The sequence below is a fragment of the Alteromonas sp. MTD1 genome, from assembly GCF_042848195.1.
Lineage (GTDB): Bacteria > Pseudomonadota > Gammaproteobacteria > Enterobacterales > Alteromonadaceae > Alteromonas.
The window spans coordinates 63,197-83,541 of the sequence record NZ_BTGG01000001.1; the positions used below are offsets into that span (position 1 = coordinate 63,197).

At 45.1% G+C, this 20,345-nt stretch carries 18 protein-coding genes; 10 read left to right on the forward strand and 8 right to left on the reverse strand.

All coding sequences use genetic code 11. The features are described from left to right. Positions 1-60 precede the first annotated feature (60 nt). The 7 genes from infC (at position 61) to ACGHAV_RS00310 (ending at position 5,903) form a co-directional block, all read left to right on the forward strand. The gene (gene infC, locus ACGHAV_RS00280; protein ID WP_390376009.1) at positions 61-600 is read left to right on the forward strand and encodes a translation initiation factor IF-3; all 540 of its coding nucleotides are present in this window, start codon (positions 61-63) and stop codon (positions 598-600) included. Positions 601-718: 118 nt separating this feature from the next. Beyond that, positions 719-916 (forward strand): 50S ribosomal protein L35, encoded by a 198-nt coding sequence (gene rpmI / locus ACGHAV_RS00285; RefSeq protein ID WP_012518091.1) that lies wholly within the window; start codon positions 719-721, stop codon positions 914-916. Positions 917-934: 18 nt separating this feature from the next. Beyond that, a complete protein-coding gene (rplT, locus tag ACGHAV_RS00290; RefSeq protein ID WP_070174515.1) occupies positions 935-1,291 on the forward strand; it encodes a 50S ribosomal protein L20 in 357 nt (118 codons plus the stop codon). 270 nt (positions 1,292-1,561) lie between these two features. Next, on the forward strand, positions 1,562-2,542 hold the full coding sequence (gene pheS, locus ACGHAV_RS00295; RefSeq protein ID WP_390376012.1) for a phenylalanine--tRNA ligase subunit alpha: 981 nt from the start codon (positions 1,562-1,564) through the stop codon (positions 2,540-2,542). A gap of 13 nt (positions 2,543-2,555) precedes the next feature. Further along, positions 2,556-4,943, forward strand: a complete 2,388-nt coding sequence (gene pheT / locus ACGHAV_RS00300) for a phenylalanine--tRNA ligase subunit beta (RefSeq protein ID WP_390374883.1) — start codon at positions 2,556-2,558, stop codon at positions 4,941-4,943. A gap of 3 nt (positions 4,944-4,946) precedes the next feature. Then, a complete protein-coding gene (gene ihfA / locus ACGHAV_RS00305; RefSeq protein ID WP_131094149.1) occupies positions 4,947-5,246 on the forward strand; it encodes an integration host factor subunit alpha in 300 nt (99 codons plus the stop codon). Between the two features lie 108 nt (positions 5,247-5,354). Then, positions 5,355-5,903 (forward strand): hypothetical protein, encoded by a 549-nt coding sequence (locus ACGHAV_RS00310; RefSeq protein WP_390374887.1) that lies wholly within the window; start codon positions 5,355-5,357, stop codon positions 5,901-5,903. A 13-nt stretch (positions 5,904-5,916) separates the two neighbouring features. On the opposite strand, the gene ybaK is transcribed toward ACGHAV_RS00310, so the two are convergent. Both ybaK and ACGHAV_RS00320 read right to left on the reverse strand, forming a co-directional pair. After that, the gene (ybaK, locus tag ACGHAV_RS00315) at positions 5,917-6,384 is read right to left on the reverse strand and encodes a Cys-tRNA(Pro) deacylase (RefSeq protein WP_390374890.1); all 468 of its coding nucleotides are present in this window, start codon (positions 6,382-6,384) and stop codon (positions 5,917-5,919) included. Next, positions 6,381-8,687: a penicillin acylase family protein gene (locus tag ACGHAV_RS00320; protein WP_390374893.1), complete on the reverse strand. Its 2,307-nt coding sequence runs from the start codon at positions 8,685-8,687 to the stop codon at positions 6,381-6,383. The genes ybaK and ACGHAV_RS00320 overlap by 4 nt, the downstream gene beginning before the upstream one ends. Before the next feature lie 98 nt (positions 8,688-8,785). Here ACGHAV_RS00320 and nagZ point away from each other — a divergent pair, with 98 nt between their 5' ends. Continuing rightward, positions 8,786-9,799, forward strand: a complete 1,014-nt coding sequence (gene nagZ, locus ACGHAV_RS00325; RefSeq protein WP_390376015.1) for a beta-N-acetylhexosaminidase — start codon at positions 8,786-8,788, stop codon at positions 9,797-9,799. A 103-nt stretch (positions 9,800-9,902) separates the two neighbouring features. Here the strand turns inward: nagZ and ACGHAV_RS00330 are convergent, their stop codons facing one another. The 4 genes from ACGHAV_RS00330 to ACGHAV_RS00345 all read right to left on the reverse strand — a co-directional run bounded on the left by ACGHAV_RS00330 (position 9,903) and on the right by ACGHAV_RS00345 (position 16,473). Then, on the reverse strand, positions 9,903-10,418 hold the full coding sequence (locus tag ACGHAV_RS00330; RefSeq protein WP_334015120.1) for a cob(I)yrinic acid a,c-diamide adenosyltransferase: 516 nt from the start codon (positions 10,416-10,418) through the stop codon (positions 9,903-9,905). Positions 10,419-10,432: 14 nt separating this feature from the next. After that, entirely contained in the window at positions 10,433-12,301 is a 1,869-nt protein-coding gene (locus tag ACGHAV_RS00335; RefSeq protein ID WP_390374898.1) for a CsiV family protein, read from the reverse strand. Position 12,302: 1 nt separating this feature from the next. Next, positions 12,303-15,806, reverse strand: coding sequence for a transcription-repair coupling factor (mfd, locus tag ACGHAV_RS00340; protein WP_390374901.1), 3,504 nt, complete (start codon positions 15,804-15,806; stop codon positions 12,303-12,305). Between the two features lie 67 nt (positions 15,807-15,873). Continuing rightward, the gene (locus ACGHAV_RS00345) at positions 15,874-16,473 is read right to left on the reverse strand and encodes a PilZ domain-containing protein (RefSeq protein WP_390374904.1); all 600 of its coding nucleotides are present in this window, start codon (positions 16,471-16,473) and stop codon (positions 15,874-15,876) included. Positions 16,474-16,626: 153 nt separating this feature from the next. Between ACGHAV_RS00345 and ACGHAV_RS00350 the strand changes: the two genes are divergently transcribed. Beyond that, positions 16,627-17,862 (forward strand): lipoprotein-releasing ABC transporter permease subunit, encoded by a 1,236-nt coding sequence (locus tag ACGHAV_RS00350; RefSeq protein ID WP_390374907.1) that lies wholly within the window; start codon positions 16,627-16,629, stop codon positions 17,860-17,862. A gap of 77 nt (positions 17,863-17,939) precedes the next feature. Then, positions 17,940-18,503 carry a phosphoribosyltransferase family protein gene (locus tag ACGHAV_RS00355; RefSeq protein WP_334015125.1) on the forward strand — a complete coding sequence of 188 codons (564 nt, stop codon included), beginning with the start codon at positions 17,940-17,942 and terminating at the stop codon, positions 18,501-18,503. 119 nt (positions 18,504-18,622) lie between these two features. On the opposite strand, the gene ACGHAV_RS00360 is transcribed toward ACGHAV_RS00355, so the two are convergent. Beyond that, complete coding sequence (locus tag ACGHAV_RS00360; RefSeq protein WP_390374911.1) at positions 18,623-19,264, reverse strand: energy-coupling factor ABC transporter permease; 642 nt, start codon at positions 19,262-19,264, stop codon at positions 18,623-18,625. A gap of 70 nt (positions 19,265-19,334) precedes the next feature. Beyond that, complete coding sequence (xthA, locus tag ACGHAV_RS00365) at positions 19,335-20,144, reverse strand: exodeoxyribonuclease III (RefSeq protein ID WP_390374914.1); 810 nt, start codon at positions 20,142-20,144, stop codon at positions 19,335-19,337. Positions 20,145-20,345 lie beyond the last annotated feature (201 nt).

Consider the following 20,345-nt stretch of genomic DNA (forward strand, 5'->3'; position numbering starts at 1 on the left):
ACTAACATAGGTTGCTCCCCAAAAGCAGACAAAAGAATTAAATGTTTGGAGGAATAGCACATTAAAGGCGCTAACAACAAGGCTCAGGGCGACAAAGCCCGCATTAACGATGAGATTAAAGCCAGAGAAGTAAGATTAATTGGCAAAGACGGTGAACAGGTTGGTGTGGTTTCTCTAGCAGAGGCTACTCGTAACGCGGAAGAAGCGGGCCTAGATCTTGTAGAAATCAGTCCGAATGCCGAGCCGCCAGTCTGTAAAGTTATGGACTATGGCAAATTCCTCTTCGAAAAAAGTAAAGCTCAGAAAGAGCAGAAGAAAAAACAGAAGCAAATTCAGGTCAAGGAGATTAAATTTCGCCCTGGCACTGATGAAGGCGATTACCAGGTCAAACTGCGCAACCTGCGTCGCTTTCTTGAAGGTGGTGATAAAGCCAAAGTTACGATCCGCTTCCGCGGTCGTGAAATGGCGCACCAAGAAATCGGTATCGATCTACTAAACCGTGTTAAAACCGATTTAGAAGATATCGCTACATGCGAGTCTTTCCCACGTCGTGTGGAAGGCCGTCAGATGATCATGGTGCTAGCCCCAAATAAGAAGTAGTAACGGTCTAAAGTTTTAAGGAATCTGCACCCTTAAACACCTTGCTGCTAAACATTAACCGGTATGACGTGACTGCAACACAATAAATACCGATATTAAACAATGCGGAGTTTTAGCAATGCCTAAAATGAAAACTGTAAGCGGTGCCGCCAAGCGTTTTAAGAAAACGGGTTCTGGCCGCTTTAAAAGCAAACAGTCTCACTTACGTCACATTTTGACTAAGAAGAGCTCTAAGCGTAAACGTCACCTTCGTGGCAAAAAACTGGTTCATGACTCTGATACCAAATTGGTTCAGCGCATGCTGCCTTACGTATAAGACTTAGGAGACTGATAAATGGCTAGAGTAAAACGCGGCACTATCGCACGTGCTCGTCACAAAAAAGTCCTCAAGCAGGCAAAAGGTTATTACGGCGCACGTTCACGTGTATATCGCGTAGCGGTACAAGCTGTAACTAAAGCTGGTCAATATGCTTACCGTGACCGTCGTCAGCGCAAGCGTCAATTCCGTCAACTATGGATTGCACGTATCAACGCTGCTGCACGTCAAAATGGTATGTCATACAGCCGTTTCATTAACGGTTTGAAGAAAGCGTCTGTTGAAATCGATCGTAAGATCCTTGCCGACATCGCAGTACATGACAAAGCAGCTTTCAGCGCATTAGTCGACGCGGCTAAAGGCGCATTAGCTTAATTATTAACTAATTAAGTTTAAGTTCTTTCGGGAAAAGGCGAGCAGGATGCTCGCCTTTTTCTTTTCTATTTCTTCAAAACCAGATTGCAAACACAAACTCACCTCAAAAACGCAATTTTTACTAGAAAATTTGTCAATATCAGCCATCTAGGCTAGCCCTTATATCTGTCACTCGTGTAAACTATCGCTTTTATTTCAGGCAAGCCATTGCGCATAGAATAACTCTGATAATGCTTTGGCCATGCAGTCATCATGTATATTGAGGAAAACATGGAGCTTGACGCTATTATCAATCAGGCACAAAGCCAGATTGACGCTGCTGAAGATGCAGCCACACTTGACCAAGTTAGGGTCGAATTCATGGGTAAGAAAGGTAAACTTACCGACTTACTTAAAGGGCTTGGAAAGTTATCTAACGAAGAACGTCCAGCTGCAGGCCAAAAAATTAATCAGGCCAAGCAGGTTATTCAACAAGCTATCTCAGCAAAAGGCGAGCTTTTACGCACTGCCGAGCTTAATAAAAAGCTAGCTGAAGAAGCAGTTGATGTAACGTTGCCTGGACGTACTGAAAAGCCGGGTAATTTGCACCCGGTTAGCCGCACTATTGCGCGCATAGAATCGTTCTTTGGTGAACTTGGGTTTTCGGTTAAAACAGGCCCTGAAATTGAAGATGGTTTCCACAATTTTGATGCGCTGAATATTCCGGCAAATCACCCAGCACGAGCAGACCACGATACGTTTTATTTCAACCCAGATATGATGCTTCGCACACAAACCTCTGGCGTTCAAATTCGTACCATGGAAGCAGAGAAACCACCATTGCGTATTATCTCTCCAGGTCGTGTATACCGTAACGATTACGACCAAACGCACACGCCAATGTTCCACCAAGTGGAAGGTTTGATGGTAGATAAAGACGTTAGCTTTACCGACCTAAAAGGTATTTTGCACGACTTCTTACACCATTTCTTTGAAGAGTCTTTAGAGGTACGTTTCCGTCCATCTTATTTCCCATTTACAGAGCCTTCTGCTGAAGTTGACGTGATGGGTAAAAACGGCCAGTGGCTGGAAGTGTTGGGCTGCGGTATGGTGCACCCAAATGTACTCAAAGCAGTAGGTATCGATCCTGAAGAATATACCGGCTTTGCCTTTGGTATGGGCGTAGAGCGCTTAACCATGCTTCGTTATGGTGTGAACGATTTACGCGCATTCTTTGAAAACGATCTTCGTTTCCTAAAGCAGTTCAACTAAGGCAGATATACACATGAAATTCAGTGAAAAATGGTTAAGAGAGTGGGTTAACCCGTCGCTGTCGGCACATGAGTTGTCTGAACAGTTGAGCATGGCTGGCCTGGAAGTAGATGGCGTAGAACCCGTAGCAGGCGATTTCAAAGGCGTGTTAGTAGGGGAAGTGGTTGAGTGCGGTCAGCATCCTAATGCCGACAAACTGCGCGTAACGAAAATTAATGTGGGTGAAGACGAACTATTAGACATAGTTTGTGGTGCGCCTAACTGCCGTCAGGGCATTAAGGTAGCGGTGGCTGTTGTTGGTGCCGTTCTGCCAGGCGATTTTAAAATTAAGAAAGCAAAACTTCGCGGCGAGCCGTCATTCGGCATGCTTTGTAGTTTTTCTGAGCTAGGCATTAGCGATGATCACGACGGTATTATCGAGCTTCCAGCTGATGCACCTATCGGCGCGGATATTCGCGATTACCTTGGCCTTGATGACAACGCCATTGAAGTAGACTTAACGCCCAACCGTGCAGACTGCTTGAGCATTCGCGGTATCGCCCGTGAAGTTGGTGTGCTAAATAACCTTGACGTTTGCGAACCTGAAGTTGCAGCAATAGACGCTACCATTGATGACAAATTATCAATTACGTTAAGCGCTGACGACGCATGCCCACGTTATTTGGGGCGTGTAGTGAAGGGTGTTAACGTTAAAGCGGTATCGCCATTGTGGTTAGTTGAAAAGCTACGTCGCTGCGGCATTCGCAGCATCGACCCTATTGTTGATGTAACAAACTTTGTATTGCTAGAGCTTGGTCAGCCAATGCACGCGTTCAACCTTGCCAGCATTGAAGGCAATATTAACGTGCGTATGGCAAACGAAGGCGAAACGCTAACGTTACTTGATGAGACCGAAGCTAAACTACAAAGCAACACGCTAGTCATTGCCGATGACAACAAAGCGCTGGCAATGGCGGGTATCTTTGGTGGCCTTCATTCAGGCGTTACTACTGAAACTCAAGATATCTTACTTGAGAGTGCTTTCTTTAGCCGTGATGCGATTATGGGCCGTGCACGTCAGTATGGTTTGCATACCGATGCATCGCACCGTTACGAGCGTGGCGTAGACCCGCAGCTTCAGCGAAAAGCCATGGAGCGCGCTACTGCACTTGTGCTTGAAATATGCGGCGGTGAGGCTGGCCCTGTTGTAGAAGCCGTTGCTGAAAACAAGCTTCCAAAGCAGGCCACTGTTACACTTCGTCGCGAGCGTTTAACACGCGTATTGGGCATTAGCATCGACGATGCAAAAGTAACAGAAATGCTTAACCGCTTAGGTTTAGACGTTACGCAAACTGAAGCTGGCTGGGAAGCGGTTGCACCAAGCTATCGTTTCGATATCTCAATTGAAGAAGATTTGATTGAAGAAATTGCTCGTGTTTACGGCTATAACAACATTCCAAATGTTGCACCGAAAGCAACGTTGGCAATGCTACCTTCACAAGAGGCGATGCTTCCGCTTAATACAATGAAGTCATTGTTGTTAAGTCGTGGCTATAACGAAGCGATTACTTATTCGTTTGTCGACCCTAAAATTCAAAATGCGTTATTCCCAGACGTAAAAGGTATGGTGTTACCACACCCAATCTCATCTGATATGTCGGTGATGCGTGTTAGCTTATGGCCAGGTTTAGTGGGTGCTACTGCGTACAATCAGAAGCGTCAGCAGCAGCGCGTCCGCATGTTTGAAACCGGATTACGCTTTATTCCTCAACAAGATGCGCCAAATGGTGTATTGCAACAGCAAGTAATTGGTGGTGTAGTAGCAGGACGTCGTAACGAAGAACATTGGGACTTGGGCGACAGCCCAGTAGATTTCTTCGATGCTAAAGCAGATGTAGAAGCATTGCTTGCATTAACAGGGCGTACAGGAGAATTTCAGTTCGTTACTGCCGAGCATAGTGCACTGCACCCTGGTATGACTGCAAAAATTTTGCTTAATGATGAAGAAGTTGGCTATATTGGTGCTATACACCCGCAATTTACAAAGTTGCTTGGTGTTAACGGTCGCGTATTTGTTTTCGAATTAATTGTAGATGCAATTATTCAACGCAAATTACCGTCGGCTGTACCGGTATCGCGCTTCCCGTCTAACCGTCGCGACATCGCAATTACGGTTAAAGATGAAGTGCGTGTAGGAAATGTACTTTCTTACATAGAAAAAATTGGCGTAAATCAACTAGTTGCTCTAAACTTGTTCGATGAGTACAAAGGCAAGGGAATTGAACCTGGTTACAAGAGCCTTGCTTTGTCACTTCATTTGCAAGATCCAGATAAAACCTTGGAAGAAGCTGAGATTCAGCAAGCTGTAGATACTGTGGTTAAAGGTCTGGAATCTGAGTTTGGGGCCGCGTTAAGAGAGTAAACTATGGCATTGACCAAAGCCGAGATGGCTGAACACCTATTCGAGAAATTGGGCATCAACAAGCGTGATGCTAAAGATCTGGTAGAACTTTTTTTTGAAGAAATTAAAAGTGCTCTGGAATCTGGTGAGCAAGTAAAACTGTCAGGTTTTGGCAACTTTGACCTGCGTGACAAAAATGAACGTCCTGGTCGTAACCCTAAAACGGGCGAGGACATTCCGATTAAAGCACGCCGAGTGGTAACATTCCGCCCAGGTCAAAAACTAAAAAGCCGAGTTGAAAACTCTGCACCTATCGACCAATAATCATTAGGTCGTTACAATACTAAAAAGAGCGAGTTTACTCGCTCTTTTGTATTTCTTTGTCTTTGTGCATTCGCATAAGTTTCTTTATTTGAGTTGTTGGAGGACAGTGTGAAAAAAGCACTCGTTGCCTTAGTTTCAATAATTGTAGTTGTCGCATTATGGCTTGGTTATTTGTCTTATGACGCCGACCAACGTGATGTGGAAGCTTCAAAAGTTCCTCTTGTTACCGTTATGGAAATACTGCACGCCAGCGATTTACAGAAGGGCGTTAAGGCTGCGGTAAAAGTCGACGACGCTGATGCTATTGATAATTGGCTTAATCAAGCACTTCAAGTTGGAAATGCAGCCAATTTAGCGAAAGAAGATTTGGATTATCTAGTGTCTGATGCCGCCCGAGATTATGTAGTGTTCAACGCAAAGCGCCAGTTGTATAACGATGCGTTTGAAGCGCGCTATTATTCGCTTAAAGAAGTTGAAAGCTTGAAAGCACAATACCCAGAAGCAAAGGACTTGTTCCCGCGAACCAATGCCTTGATTGAAAAGCGAGATGCTATTATCAAGCAGATTGCTATTGCGCTTTCTAACGAGGACTCGCCAAGCGAAGACGCGCTTGAAGAAGCTCGTCAACAGTGGTTAATGCAGGCGCAGAAACCGTAAGTAAAAGTGGTGGTTACACCGCTATGTCTTCATAGTGTGCCCGGGTTAGTGTCGCTAGGTCTTTAGGGGAAAGTGCTACTTCTAAACCACGTTTTCCCGCACTCACATAAACCGTTTCGAAGTGCTGCGCCGACGCATGTATAACCGTGGGCAAGCTTTTTCGCTGACCCAGAGGGCTAACACCACCAAGTACATAGCCGGTTGATGCCTCAACAAGCTGGCTAGCCGCCATTGTTACTTTTTTTGCCCGAAGTGCTTTAGCCATTTTCTTTTCACTTAGCTTTGTAGCCACTGGAACAATGGCCACAGCTAGCTTGTCTGAATCTGTGCTTACAACAAGCGTTTTAAACACGCATTGGGCGTCTAGTCCTAATTTTTCTACAGCTTCAAGACCATAAGATGCTGAGTCTGCGTCATGCGCATACTTCAGCACCTCATGATGAACTTTTTTCTTTTTAAGCAGTGTTATTGCTGGCGTCATTGCTCGTCTTTTTTGTAAAACGTGCGGCTGTGGACAATTTCACCTGGCAACAAAGGTGTTGCTGCATGGGTTGCGTAGTCTTCAAAGCCAGCATCAAAGAAGTCTGAAAGTGGGTGGCCAGACTGACCGCCAGGTAACGTTAATATAGCATCTTCTAGATGACCTGGACTAACGAAGAAACGTTCTGACGCGCCAAAGCGGGGGGCTTGCACAGCAGGCATGTACGTGTCGCCAAACCCTTCAACGGCGTCCATATTAAGTAGGCTACCTACAATTGGAATTTGCGAGGCAAAAGGGTGATTGACGGCAAGCATGTTTACGTTACCCCAGCGTAATTGCTCCATATCAGCTTCTACCGGTGAGAATTTATCGAGAAGCTTGTGTTTAGCACGTCGATACGCATCTACCAGTAACTCATCATAGGAACTGGCATCCTGTGTAAGCCAGCTATCGGGTTGTTGGTGAATTAGTTGCCATGTGGCAGGCTCAATACCGCGTAGTAGCGTGCGACTATTCACGTCTTGAGCATCAAGCTGCGTTAAAATACGGCCAAACAATGTTTGCACCACCTCTTGTCTGAAGTGCTTTACTAACGTGTAACCAACAGAGTCTTCACATGCACAAGCGCCCCACGTATTTAGGTATGAAAGGTCAGGCTTAAATTCAACGTCTTGCGTAGCCAGTAGACCATACAATAAATCGTGCCATGGCATTAAGAATCGGGCGTGATTATCAAGCTGAATGGCGTAAAAATCTGTTTCATTAAAGCGGTCTTTTTCAAACATTCTATCTCGAATTTGCTGGCCACGTGCGCCTAGGGCGTAGCCGCCATCGCCAAGCTGTTCAAAATCTGAAGCGCCAATAACTCGAGCATTGGCTGTCCATATTCTATTCGAGTCAGGATTAACTACGCTGGGTAAGGATGCCATGCGCTTAGGCGGGTTGTTTTGATATTGTGCTTCGGAAATAGCCGTGAAAGACGCTTTCTCTCGTTCTAATACTGCACCACCAGGAAGCCACGCTGCGCCGCCATTTTCATCTACTAACACCACATTTTGCGTGGGAATAGCAATTTGCTTTATTACGCTCATTGCTTGGTTAAGCGTTTTAGTAGGGCCAAGGTCAACAATGTTTAAGTTAACTGCAAACGGATGATGGGCAACCCAATTCAGCGCAAACTTTTTACCGTTAATGTGTTTAACTGGGCCGAATTCACTTACCTCTAGTTCAAACTCATGCTTGCCATCTGGTAAGGGAATTGACTGTGTAACCATGGTGGTTGGCGTACCGGGCTGTAATTCTACCCAGTCCACATTGTCTAAATTGGAATTGGTAAAACCCCAAGCAACGTGATTGTTTGTGCCAACCACAATGCCAGGAAGGCCTGGTAGTGACACGCCTGTTACCGAAACTTCTTCACCAGATACCATATAGTTAAGCTGCGCTCTGTACCAAATAACCGGTACGCGAAGGCCTAGGTGCATGTCGTTAGCTAACATTCCTGCGCCTGTTGCGGTTAGATTACCGGTAACAGCCCAGTTGTTACTGCCGATGTCTGGAAGCTCAACGCCCGTGTAGGCAACGTTGTCGATTTCCGTTTGCTCTTTAGGGAATGGTGGAATATCTGCATCTAGCAAGGGAATTTCACTGCCATCTAGGGCAGCCTGAAAGGTACTTGGCTGAGTAATAAACTGGTAAAGATCATCACCAAACGTATTTAGCAATGCTGTACGCGCCAGATCAAAATCAACCTGACTGCTCTGCAAATCTAAATACATGCTATATACAACAAGAATACTGTCGGTTGGCTTCCACTGTTGAATATCTACACCCGCAGCAAGGTATTCAAAAGGCGCAACCGTTGATTCTTTTAATGCCTCATTTACGCCGTGTGAATACTGTACAAGTAGCGTTTTTTGATTTTGGGGCAGGGCGTCAAATACGGCTTGTGCCCGCTTACTAAATTGATGGAATCGCGCGGATTTATCGCGCTCAATGGCAATGCTGCCCACCCACTGTGAAAGGTTGCCTGATGCGCTTCTACGCTGTAGATCCATTTGAAAAAAGCGGTCCTGTGCATGTGCGAAACCAAGCGCATAAGCAGCATCAAAAATATCGTCAGCTTGGATTACTGCGTGCCCTAGGGCATCGCGCTGCAACTCGGTAGGTGAGTTCACATGATAAGTTGAGTTGTTTCCGTCCAATGACGGTAGGCTTAAGTAGAGTGTTAAATATAAACCTGAGGCAATAATTGCCGCAAGCACAGCGACGCCAACAAGTAGCCACTTTATCCAATTTATCACGTGTAATACTCCTTTTTTTTCTCTATCCTAACCACAGAATTTGTAAATGAGAAGTGATGATTTATGACAGTTGCAAAGGCGGTGCTGTGGGCCCGTTAATGTTAGATTGTGAAGCCGAGATGCTCACAGCGGAAGAAAAGGAAAAACTTGCACATCCGGTTACTGGCGGTGTGATTTTATTTTCTCGAAACTATTACGATAAACGCCAACTAAAGGCGTTGGTTGAAGATATTCGACGTTTTGCACATAAACCCTTACTGATTGCAGTGGATCACGAAGGCGGCAGAGTACAGCGCTTTAGGGACGGTTTTACGGCCATTCCTGCTATGGGCAAGATAGTGAAACAGTCTGCAACCACAGCGCAAAGTGAAATGTATGCAAAAGCATGTGGGCTAGCACTTGCTTATGAGCTTAAAACGCTCGATATCGATTTTAGCTTTGCGCCAGTACTTGATATCAACGGCGTGTCGCAAGTTATTGGTGATCGTGCTTTTTCAGAGTCTGCTGTTCAGGTTGCTAAACTTGCCAGCGCGCTCATTTCTGGCCTCAAGCTAGTGAATATGCCAGCAATTGGTAAGCATTTCCCTGGACACGGCAGCGTGGCCCCTGATTCACATATTGCACTTCCTGTGGATGAACGAGATTTCAGTGATATTAAACACACCGATATGGTGGCCTTTGAAAAGATGATTGGGCAAAGCTTGTTAGACGGTGTAATGCCAGCTCACGTAATTTATAAACAAGTATGTTCTCAACCCGCTGGTTTCTCTGAACACTGGTTACAACAAATACTTAGAAAAAACTTGTCTTTCAAAGGCGCAGTTTTTTCAGATGATTTGTCGATGCACGGCGCCAGCGTGGCGGGAGATTATATTGACCGCGCAACACTAGCGCTGAACGCAGGCTGTGACATGGTATTGGCGTGTAATAATGTTAAAGGTGCAGAGTCTATTCTCGATGGGCTTGAGTCTCGCGTAGCGATGCACTCTGAAGAAGATAAGCAAAAGCAAGCGCGAGTAATGGCGCTATATGGTCGCAACATGCCGTTGGGGCTACAACAGCAGTACAAAGACGCAGTAGCACTTATCCAGCGCCTAAATGTTTCTGCCTAACATTAATCTATAACCCTACGGGTTAATAGTGATACTGAATACAAAAAGGTGTAACAGTGAGGTCGGCTTGGTGTTGTGAACAAAAGTGAGAAGGAGGCGCCGGTTATACCGGTACCTCTTCAAAACCTGCTTCAACATTAAGAAAACGCGCAAGCGTAAATAGAAAATCGCTGAGTCTATTCAAATAGGCGTGTACCACTTCAGGCACGTCATAGTGTTTTGACAAGCTGATGACCGCACGTTCTGCTCTGCGGCACACTGCACGGCAAACATGGGCTTGCGCCGCCGCTTTGCTTCCGCCAGGTAAAACAAAAGACGTGTTAGGCGGCATTTTTGCCGTAAAGCTATCTATCAGCGACTCTAAATCATCGATATTTTTTTCAGTCAAGGTAGAGCTTGCTGAAATAGCAAAACCAGCCTGAAATAAATTTCGTTGAATATCGTGCAACATGGGGCGATGCTGTGTTGCCACTGTGGCAGCTAATAAACCGATATGGCTGTTTAGCTCATCAATATCACCGTAGCTCTTTACCACCAAGTCGTCTTTTTCTACCCTTACTGCCTTATCGGCATAAATCTGTGTACTGCCTTTATCGCCGGTACGCGTGTAAATTTTCATAGAAAAGCCCTTTGCTAATTTTCTTCACTTACTTCAACGGCAGGCCTGTTGTAGCGGCGAATCTGTACAACAAATCCAAATAATGGATGGTCGAAATAGTGCAACTGTGTACTAATTACCCGTCGTTGCTCTTTAAGTGGCACGGCGACCAGTCGCATTGGTGTGTACGCTAATGTGTCACTATTGTTATTTACAAAGTCAGATTCTGCTATGGCGGCATTAACCGAATCATCAGCGTTTAGTATGGATGGCTCTACAACAAAGTAGCGCTCTGAAACAGGCTGCCTATACAAAAGCTCGCTATCAATATGAAGGTAAGGCACGCGATTAATGTACTTCAAAAATACCTTCATTGTGCCGTCAATTTCCCAAATAGGCTTACGAAGCGCGTTTGCGTTTTCCTCGTTGTCTGCGTCGATCATAGTCAAGGCATCAAGGTCTGAAAACGCACTTAACGCAATGGGCGTTGGCGTTGCTAGCTTGTCTTCCAAATCGGCAAATATATCGCGAACAGCAGTAATGCTCGTATCGTCACCATCATTTAATGCGCCGATATCGTTTTCGCCAGTTGCATATTCGTTACTTGCGTATTCGCCTGTTGAATCAGACGTCGTTTGCTCGCCTTTATTTGGCGCCATCGCTGAAGTGGTGTCTTCACCTTGTGTTACAAGCAGGGGATTCGTCTCTATTACGCTGGTATCGGTATCATCAGCACTTTCGTGAGCTGGGCGCTTAATGGGCTGTCCTGACATTGCAAATGAGGAAGCATAATTTTTACCGCCAAATAAACGCACGTCAAACGCATTGTCTTTACCAAACATAACAGGTTGTCGCCAAGCAACATGAAATAGGCGTTCTAGCTCTCTATTACTGCGGATTTGTTTAGAAATTGAAGTAAGGGCGTGTTCATTACTCGTCAGTAAATGTGCTTTGGATGCGCGCGGCCAGTCGTGCCCCTCTATAATAATTGGAAGTTGAGAAGGTGAGGGTAAGCGGTTGTCCGGCGTATTTACTTTTACTATCTTTTGCCCGTTCAAAACCGAGATTTCCATCCATGGCTTAACCTGTTCGCAATAGCGGAATTCTGGCACAGTGATATTGGCGTTTTGTGATGAATGACTATTACTTCCAACACTATCTGAGAATTCATCTGACGGCTTCGATACACCAAAGAAAGATAACCATAATTTTGCTATTTCAGTTGCCGAAGGACCCTGTATAACGTCATTCGGTGTCGCCAATTCGGTATCCGCAAGTGACAGGGTTTCTAGCTCGCTAAGGGCTTCACCACCGTTAAGGGCTTCATCATCGCTAAAGGCTCTTTCGTCGCTAAGGGCTCTTTCGTCGCTAAGGGCTCTTTCGTCGCTAAGGGCTTCACCGTCAGGTACATTTTCTTCTGCCTCGTCTGCAAGAGACACAGCGATATCAGCATCAGATTCGACTTCTGTAGTTTCGACTTCAGTAGCGCCGAATGACCCAGTTTCACCAGTCGCTATTGCATTATGCCCATCTGTAAATAGCGCCGAATCTTCGCTGTTGGCCTCTTCAAGAGGAGGCAAAGCAAGAAAATCAACGTCGCTAGAGGGAACATAAAGCAGTTCACTTGAGGGAAGTGGAATAGTGGTATCAATGTCACAAACTGGCAAACCTTGCTTTAAATAGCTAATATCGGGCGTAATAATAGCGCCAATAAGATTAGCTTGCGCTCTTGGTGCTTCTAGTGTTGAAGCAAGCGTAAACTGCTCTTCAAGCTCGCTTAACGATACATTGCGTTTAAACGCAATAACCTCAACGTCAAACCACCAGTCCTCGTTGGCGTAAGTGTGGCTGGTAAACACTGCACAAATTGGTGCAAGCAAAAAACACCAGCGAAAAAACTTCATGCTACCGCGACTCCTTTGCAAAATCGGCAATGATATCGCTAATAAACGCAATGCGCTCTTTAGCGGTGTCGGTCTTCTTAACTAAACGCAGCTTCTGGCTACCTTCAAACTTGAAGGTATTCGGCTTGGTTTGAACTAGCTTAATAATATAGCCAGGGTCGACCTTGGTTGTTTCTTTAAATTCTATGGTACCGCCTTGTGCAGACAAGTCTACTTTTAGCACGCCTATTTCTTGGGCTTTTATTTTTATTTCAGCAACTTCTACTAAGTTTTTAGCCGGCTCTGGTAATAGTCCGAAGCGGTCGATACATTCTACTTGGAACTCGTCAATATCGTCTTGGGTAGTACAACTTGCTAATCGCTTATAAAGCGAAAGCCGTGTGTTTACGTCGGCAATGTAATCTTCAGGAAGAAGTGCAGGTATACGCAGCTCAACTTCGGTATGACCCGACATGGCATCATCGAGTGACGGCTCTCTACCTTCTTTCAAAGCGTTCACCGCTTTATCAAGCATATCCATGTAAAGGCTAAAGCCAATACTCGCAATTTGGCCCGATTGGTCGTCGCCCAATAGTTCACCCGCACCGCGAATTTCTAAGTCGTGAGTAGCAAGTGCAAAGCCTGCCCCTAAGTCTTCTAATTGTGAAATAGCGTCAAGGCGTTTAACCGCATCTTTTGTCATACGCTTGGGATGCGGCGTTAGCAAATAGGCATAGGCTTGATGGTGCGAACGTCCAACACGGCCACGAAGCTGGTGTAACTGCGCCAAACCTAGATGGTCGGCGCGGTCCATAATAATGGTATTTGCACTTGGAACATCAATACCGGTTTCAATAATGGTGGTACATACCAGCACGTTGTAGCGCTGATGGTAGAAGTCGCTCATTACGCCTTCAAGTTCACGCTCACGCATTTGGCCGTGTCCCACTGCAATGCGTGCCTCAGGCACAATTTCGGCTATTTCTTCTGCGGTGCGCGCAATGCTGTCTACTTCGTTATGCAGGAAGTACACTTGGCCGCCACGCAGTATCTCACGCATTATAGCTTCCCGAATAATGGCTTTGTTGCGCTGTTGTACAAACGTTTTTATTGATAAACGTCTGGCCGGTGCGGTTGCAATAATTGATAAATCGCGCATGCCTGATAGTGCCATGTTCAGCGTTCTAGGAATTGGCGTAGCGGTAAGCGTTAGAATGTCTACATCTGCACGTAACGATTTAAGCTTTTCTTTTTGACGCACACCAAAGCGGTGTTCTTCGTCAATAATCACAAGCCCTAAGTCTTTGTATTTAATATCGCTGGAAAGCAACTTGTGGGTACCCACTACAATATCTACTTTTCCTTCACCAATACGTTCAATAACCGCTTTTTGCGCTTTTCCGCTAACAAAACGGCTCATTACTTCTATTTCAAATGGCCATGCGGCAAAGCGGTCTTTAAAGTTTTCGTAGTGCTGCTGCGCCAGCAGGGTAGTGGGCACTAATATGGCCACTTGTTTACCTGCATTCGCCGCCAAAAATGCGGCTCGCATTGCTACTTCAGTTTTACCAAAACCAACGTCACCGCATACCAGGCGATCCATTGCAGATGGATTGCCCATATCATGCATAACGGCAGCAATAGCCTGTGCTTGATCGGGGGTTTCCTCGAAAGGGAAACTGTCTGAGAATGACTGGTAGTCGTCCCAATTAATTTTGTAAGCAAAACCGGGTTTTGCCGCACGTCGTGCATAAACGTCTAATAATTCAGCGGCAACATCGCGTACTTTTTCCGCAGCTTTCTGTTTTGCTCTGCTCCACGCATCAGAGCCAAGGGCATTAACCGGCGCATTGTCAGCATCGCCGCCAGTATAGCGTGATATAAGATGCAGTGACGCCACCGGAACATACAGCTTCGACTGTTTTGCATATTCAATACAAAGGTATTCAGTTGCTACGCCGCCAGCGTCTAAGGTTTGCAGCCCTAAATAGCGACCTACACCGTGGTCAAGATGTACAACAGGCTGTCCAATAGACAGTTCGGCAAGGTTGCGAATTATCGCGCTTTCGTCTGTTGCACTGCGTTTATCTCGCAGGCGTCGCTGACTTACCTTATGACCAAGTAACTCAGTTTCAGTAATAAACAGCAGTTCGCCTTCATCTGTGTGCCAGCGGAAGCTGTGTTCCACCATACCCACGGTAATACCAATGCTGTCATGGCTTGAAAGAAACCCGTTAAAGGAATCTGCTAACGTCGGCTTAATTCCCGCTTTGGCTAAAACAGTAAGTAGGCCTTCTCTGCGCCCTTGTGTTTCTGAGCAAAACAGGACTTTCGCACCTCTGTCAGTGGCTTCTTTGACCGTTGCAATAAGACGTTCGGCAGGGACTTTCTTTTGCGCGTTAATAGCAATGTCATCAAGCAGGGCGCACTGTAAATTAACCGAGCCGGCTTTATCTTCTAAAACACGGCCTGTAAGTGTAGCGCGCGGCCATTGTTTTATGGCGCCGAACAGTTCGTTAATGGGAAGAAAGAGTTCGTCAGGTGCAAGTAAAGGTCGCGCAAGATTGTAGCGATACTGTTCATAACGTTCTTGTACATCGGCCCAAAAGAACTCACTGGCATCTTGTACGTCGCCGTGAAGCAACAACAAACTTTTCGGGTGAAGGTAGTCAAACAGCGTTGCGGTTTTTTCAAAGAAAAGTGGTAAGTAATACTCTACGCCGCTGGGCATCGTACCCTTGCTTACCTGTGAAAATACGCTCTCAGACGCATTATTAGCGTCAAACTTTGAAAGAAATTGCTGACGAAATAGCGTTATTGCCTCTTTATCGGTGGGGAACTCTCGTGCGGGTAGCAGTCGAATTTCATTAACGGCCTCACCAGAGCGCTGTGTTTCGGTATCGAAATAGCGAATAGAGTCAATCTCATCGTCGAACAAATCGATACGAAACGGTTGCTCGCTACCCATGGGAAACAAATCGATAATACTTCCGCGTACAGAAAACTCGCTGTGACTCATTACTTGGCTAACATGTAAATAGCCCGCCTGCTCTAAATTGCGGCGAAACTGGTCTCTGTCTAATGTGTCGCCTTTGTTAAGCATCAGCAAATATTTTGCTAAATAGTCGGTTGGTGCAAGGCGCTGCATAAGCGTATTGACCGGCACGATAAAGATGCCTTCGCCTTGTTGCGTAAACCTGAACAGCGTTTCCAAGCGTTGCGAAACAATGTCTTGGTGTGGCGAAAAGGAATCGTACGGAAGCGTTTCCCAATCTGGGAAAAGTGTAATGGGGGGGGTGGCTAGTGCGTTGTCACCTTGTAAAAAGAACGCTATTTCTTTTTCAAGCTTCATAGCAGATGGCGTGTCTGCCGTAATTAACACAACAGGGCCCTTGTACTGCTTCAAGGTTTCGCTAATACACAGCGCAGCACTGCTGCCTTGAAGCTGTCCCCATTGTTTATGATCTTGTGTTGATGCGTCTTTCTTCTGCGCTGGTAAAGGCAGCGATAGTAAGGTGGCTGTCATGACTTCCTATTTACGTTATGCAGGTAATACCAAATTGTTAGGCGATATATACTGACTTAGTTGCCGTTTAGGATCCGGCTTTTTTCTCTTGTGCGCGTTTTCTGAGCTGTAGGGTTTGAATATGTAAACTTGCTCTTACCAACAGCTCCTGATCTTGTTCGCGAATTGTATTAAAAATAAAAGCAATATGATATCGGTCTTCTACCTGCTCACAGCTAATCACTTCACCAAAACAAAAAATGGCAGCAGCTTCTGCGTCCAAAAAAAGCTTTAATTCGGCATTAGTTCCAATTTCAAGGGCCGACGGCGCATCTATGATTACACCGCCACCACCAAATCTTACGGTTTTAAAGCGGTATTCTGGTTCGTCTTGTTGGTGAAGAACGAAAGACATCATTAAGTCGATTTTACGTGATTGATGATTTAAATAATCAGCAAGTGATTCAGCGTGATCGCTTAAATTGCGAAGAGGGCGGATAGCTTGTGCTTCAATGGCTGCCATTTCACTGGCAATACGAAATGCATAGGGCATTGCATCTTCGATGTTTTCAATATCTGGCACGGCTTCATCTGCATCCAATGCGCGCATGTTCGCATTAATACTGTGCGTTATTGAAAAGTATTCATCGAATTGGGCTTGTTTGTCGTTTAGACTTTGATTGCTCACCGTTTTCCTCTGCCACTTATTCTTGTACAGCCAGTAGCTTACACGTACTATAGCCACTTTACTATTTCAGGTTGAAACCCCTACAGCATTTTATATCGTATTGTACTGTTGTGCAGGCAAAGCACTAATAAGGTTTCATATAAACAAGGCGTTATGTTTTCTTCTTCATCTTACTCACTGTCAGCATTTATCGCTTATCGCTATGCGAAGTCGAATAAAGCCAGTCAAACCAGCTTTGTCGCATTTATAAATCGATTTTCGGTAGCGGGAATCGCTTTAGGACTTATGGCACTAATTATAGTCGTTTCAGTGATGAATGGGCTGGAAGGTCAATTGAAACAACGCATTCTTGGCGTAGTGCCGCATATCGAAACAGAAGCAATTGATGCTAGTCATATCGAAGCGGTACAAGCAATCGATGGCGTTATCACCACTATGCAGTACAGAGAGGCAGAAGCTGTAGTGCAAAGTCGCTCTGATCTTCGTGGTGTTCAAATACACGGCGTTTCACCCGAGGTGATGGTAAAGCACACGATGGTAGCTGAGAACCTTGAACAAGGAAGGTTTAGTGATTTAGCTAGTGGTAGCTACTTTGCCATTATTGGGCGTTCGCTGGCCATACAGCTTGATGCACGAGTAGGCGACAAACTGCGCGTAATGGTAACGGGTGCTAGCGTATATACGCCCTTTGGCCGCATGCCCAGCCAACGACTGGTTACCGTGTCCGGCATATTTGATATGGGGTCGCAGGTAGACGATAAAGTGATATATATGCACCTTGATGACGTCAACAGACTACTTCGCGATCCAAAAGGAAGCGGTGTCTCTACACGGCTGTTTCTCGATGATGCGTTTAATTACCAAGCGGTTGTGACTGCGCTAAAAGGTAAGGTGAATGTAGACGATAGCGCTATAAAAACATGGCGTGAGCGACAAGGGCCACTTTTTGATGCGGTTAAAATGGAAAAGAACATGATGATGTTAATGCTGCTGCTAATTATTGCCGTAGCAGCATTCAACATTGTGTCAGCATTGGTTATGGTGGTTTCAGAGAAAAAGGGCGACATTGCGGTACTGCAAACACAAGGCATGTTGCCCAATACCATTATGTGGGTGTTTATATTAAATGGCCTGTTTAATGGTGTGAAAGGTGCTGGAGTAGGTTTATTGCTAGGCGTATTTACCACGCTAGTGATAAATGACGTACTGGCAATTTTAGGCGTACCCATTGCGCTGGCTGCTGACGGTAGCGGGCTACCCATTGAAATGCAGGCCGCACAAATAATCGGCATAACCTTGCTGTCGCTTTTGCTATGTGTATTAGCTAGCGTATACCCAGCACGTAAAGCCATGAAAATTCAACCATCTCAAGCGCTACAGAATGAATAATTCATTGAATTAGCCGTGCAAAATGCATTGAAATTCACTATACTCGCGGTCTTTTAAAGTTTGCCCAGTGAGACGTCATGAATAAGAATTTTATCACCTCGCAATCGCTGTTACAGGACTCCTTTCGCCTAGCGTCAAAGGTGTATGAAGATGGCTTCCGTCCAGATTTTATTATCGGTATTTGGCGTGGTGGTGCACCTATAGGTATCGCAGTACAAGAATTCTTTGAGTTCAAAAATACATCGACCGACCACATTGCCGTTCGTACTTCATCGTATTACGGCATCAACAAACAGTCTAAAGAGATCCGCGTACACGGTTTGCACTACCTTGTAGAAAATGCAAACGCAGGCGACAAGCTCCTAATTGTAGACGACGTGTTTGATTCTGGACGAAGTGTTGAAGCGCTTATTAAGCAAATTAACAAGCTTATGCGTCTTAACATGCCAACAGATATTCGCATTGCGTGCCCTTGGTATAAGCCGCAGAACAACACGACTGATATCGTGCCAGACTACTACGTTAACGAAAGTGACGAGTGGCTAGTGTTCCCTCATGAAATTGCAGGTTTGTCTGAAGAAGAGATTCGTGAAGGCAAAGGTGAGCTTTCTGATGTTATGGACATACTATTTCAAAAATAATGTTCAAATTATCAATTAAGCTTTCTTGAGCTAATGTACCTCAAATAAAAAACCGCGCATATGTGCGGTTTTTTATTGTCCTTTTTATAGTGCTCTTTACTACTTTTCGACAAAGAACCTCATTTTTGAAGATAGAACTTGTCGTGAAACGTATATACCCAAGACGGCTTATAAATAACTAAAATGGTAATAGCCATGCCGTTTAAAAGGGCCTCGGGGAAAACCAGTAGTGGAGTGAGCAAGATATAGTTATCAAAGACGATATCCCATGAATATACGCCTTCAACTACGTAATACCCACCCAACGCTAATGTTTTAAACGCGATAGATAGCGCTGCGGGAAAAAAGGCACAGACGAAGATGTACACAAATAACTGTCTTGGAATACGGTGAAATGACAGCATATAAAACAGATAGGTAATAACAATGGGAAGCACGTTTCCAAACAGTCCGTTTATACCTGTGTTTACCCAGCTACCATACCCAATAAAGTTTGCACCAATAAGCGCTAAAAATGATGATAAAACGGCATAGCGGAACCCGAGCATTAACATAAGCACTGAAAGACCGAGGAAATGTACATCAAGGCCTTCAAATATGCCCGCTTTCAATAACCACAACACAAATAGCGAGGCAGCGGTACCAAATACAAGGTGCTGTTGATGGCGGTCTTTTACAAACTGTGCGATGTCTACTTTCTTAAACGACATTACTACAATGGTGCCGTATAGAAACAGTCCTATTAGTTGAAGCGTACTCACAGTGTCAACTCTCTACAGGTGCTAACAAACGTCACACCCAACTTGATATTTAGGCCGCCATGCATCAATGCTATCCCTTGTACACAGCCCAAATAGGCGCATGGTCTGAAGGTTTCTCAATACCTCGCAACTCGTAATCTATTCCCGCTTCAGTTAATGAAGTGTGCAGAGGCTTAGTAGCTAGGATTAAATCAATTCTAAGACCACGGTTATCGGCAAACCCTTTTGAGCGATAATCAAACCAAGAGAATTTATCGTTTGTGTCAGGGTAAAGAGAACGGAAGCTGTCTTCGAAGCCCCAGTTCACCACAGTATTAAGCCATTCTCTCTCTTCTGGTAAGAAGCTGCATTTCCCCGTTTTTAACCAGCGTTTTCGGTTGTCTTCACCAATGCCGATATCAAGGTCAGTATGCGAGATATTAACGTCGCCCATCACGATGATGTTGTCATCTGGCGTGTGGTTATCATCAAGATAGCCCATGAGGTCTTTATAGAATTTGCGCTTGGCGGGGTATTTTGTTTCATGCTTTTCATTTTCACCTTGAGGAAAGTACCCATTTAAAATGGTGACTTCTTCGCCGGCGTCATTGGTTGTTTTAAGCATAATCATTCGACGCTGTGCGTCTTCCTCGTCACTAGGAAAACCCATAGTCACTGACAGAGGCTCCTTTTTGGTTAGAAACGCCACGCCATAGTGACTCTTCTGACCGTGAAAATAAACGTGATACCCCATTTCCTTTACAGCGTCGACTGGGAATTGTTCGTTGTGTACTTTAATTTCTTGAAGTCCGATAACGTCAGGGCTGTGAGCGTCAATAAGCGCTTGTAATTGGTGAAGTCGTGCTCTTATACCGTTTATGTTGAATGAGATTACTTTCATGTTTGTTCTTTGCTGATTTTTGAATACGACAAGTCTATCAGAATGTGTGGTTGCGCTTAATGCCCAGATACGATCTTAGAGCATTTGAGCAGGCGATTTGATTAAGACTTTTTTATGGTGCGGCGTGGCTTGTTTAAAGAATGCACAAAGCTGGCGTGCTTTGAGTAACGGCCAGACGATTTGCTGCTTTATATATTGCTC

What these genes read in the sequence shown, in the direction of transcription:
- rpmI (WP_012518091.1), top strand. Translation starts at nt 719, where the DNA reads ATGCCTAAAATGAAAACTGTAAGCGGTGCCGCCAAGCGTTTTAAGAAA.
- rplT (WP_070174515.1), top strand. Translation starts at nt 935, where the DNA reads ATGGCTAGAGTAAAACGCGGCACTATCGCACGTGCTCGTCACAAAAAA.
- pheS (WP_390376012.1), top strand. Translation starts at nt 1,562, where the DNA reads ATGGAGCTTGACGCTATTATCAATCAGGCACAAAGCCAGATTGACGCT.
- pheT (WP_390374883.1), top strand. Translation starts at nt 2,556, where the DNA reads ATGAAATTCAGTGAAAAATGGTTAAGAGAGTGGGTTAACCCGTCGCTG.
- ihfA (WP_131094149.1), top strand. Translation starts at nt 4,947, where the DNA reads ATGGCATTGACCAAAGCCGAGATGGCTGAACACCTATTCGAGAAATTG.
- ybaK (WP_390374890.1), bottom strand. Translation starts at nt 6,384, where the DNA reads ATGACGCCAGCAATAACACTGCTTAAAAAGAAAAAAGTTCATCATGAG.
- nagZ (WP_390376015.1), top strand. Translation starts at nt 8,786, where the DNA reads ATGTTAGATTGTGAAGCCGAGATGCTCACAGCGGAAGAAAAGGAAAAA.
- ACGHAV_RS00330 (WP_334015120.1), bottom strand. Translation starts at nt 10,418, where the DNA reads ATGAAAATTTACACGCGTACCGGCGATAAAGGCAGTACACAGATTTAT.
- ACGHAV_RS00335 (WP_390374898.1), bottom strand. Translation starts at nt 12,301, where the DNA reads ATGAAGTTTTTTCGCTGGTGTTTTTTGCTTGCACCAATTTGTGCAGTG.
- mfd (WP_390374901.1), bottom strand. Translation starts at nt 15,806, where the DNA reads ATGACAGCCACCTTACTATCGCTGCCTTTACCAGCGCAGAAGAAAGAC.
- ACGHAV_RS00350 (WP_390374907.1), top strand. Translation starts at nt 16,627, where the DNA reads ATGTTTTCTTCTTCATCTTACTCACTGTCAGCATTTATCGCTTATCGC.
- ACGHAV_RS00355 (WP_334015125.1), top strand. Translation starts at nt 17,940, where the DNA reads ATGAATAAGAATTTTATCACCTCGCAATCGCTGTTACAGGACTCCTTT.
- xthA (WP_390374914.1), bottom strand. Translation starts at nt 20,144, where the DNA reads ATGAAAGTAATCTCATTCAACATAAACGGTATAAGAGCACGACTTCAC.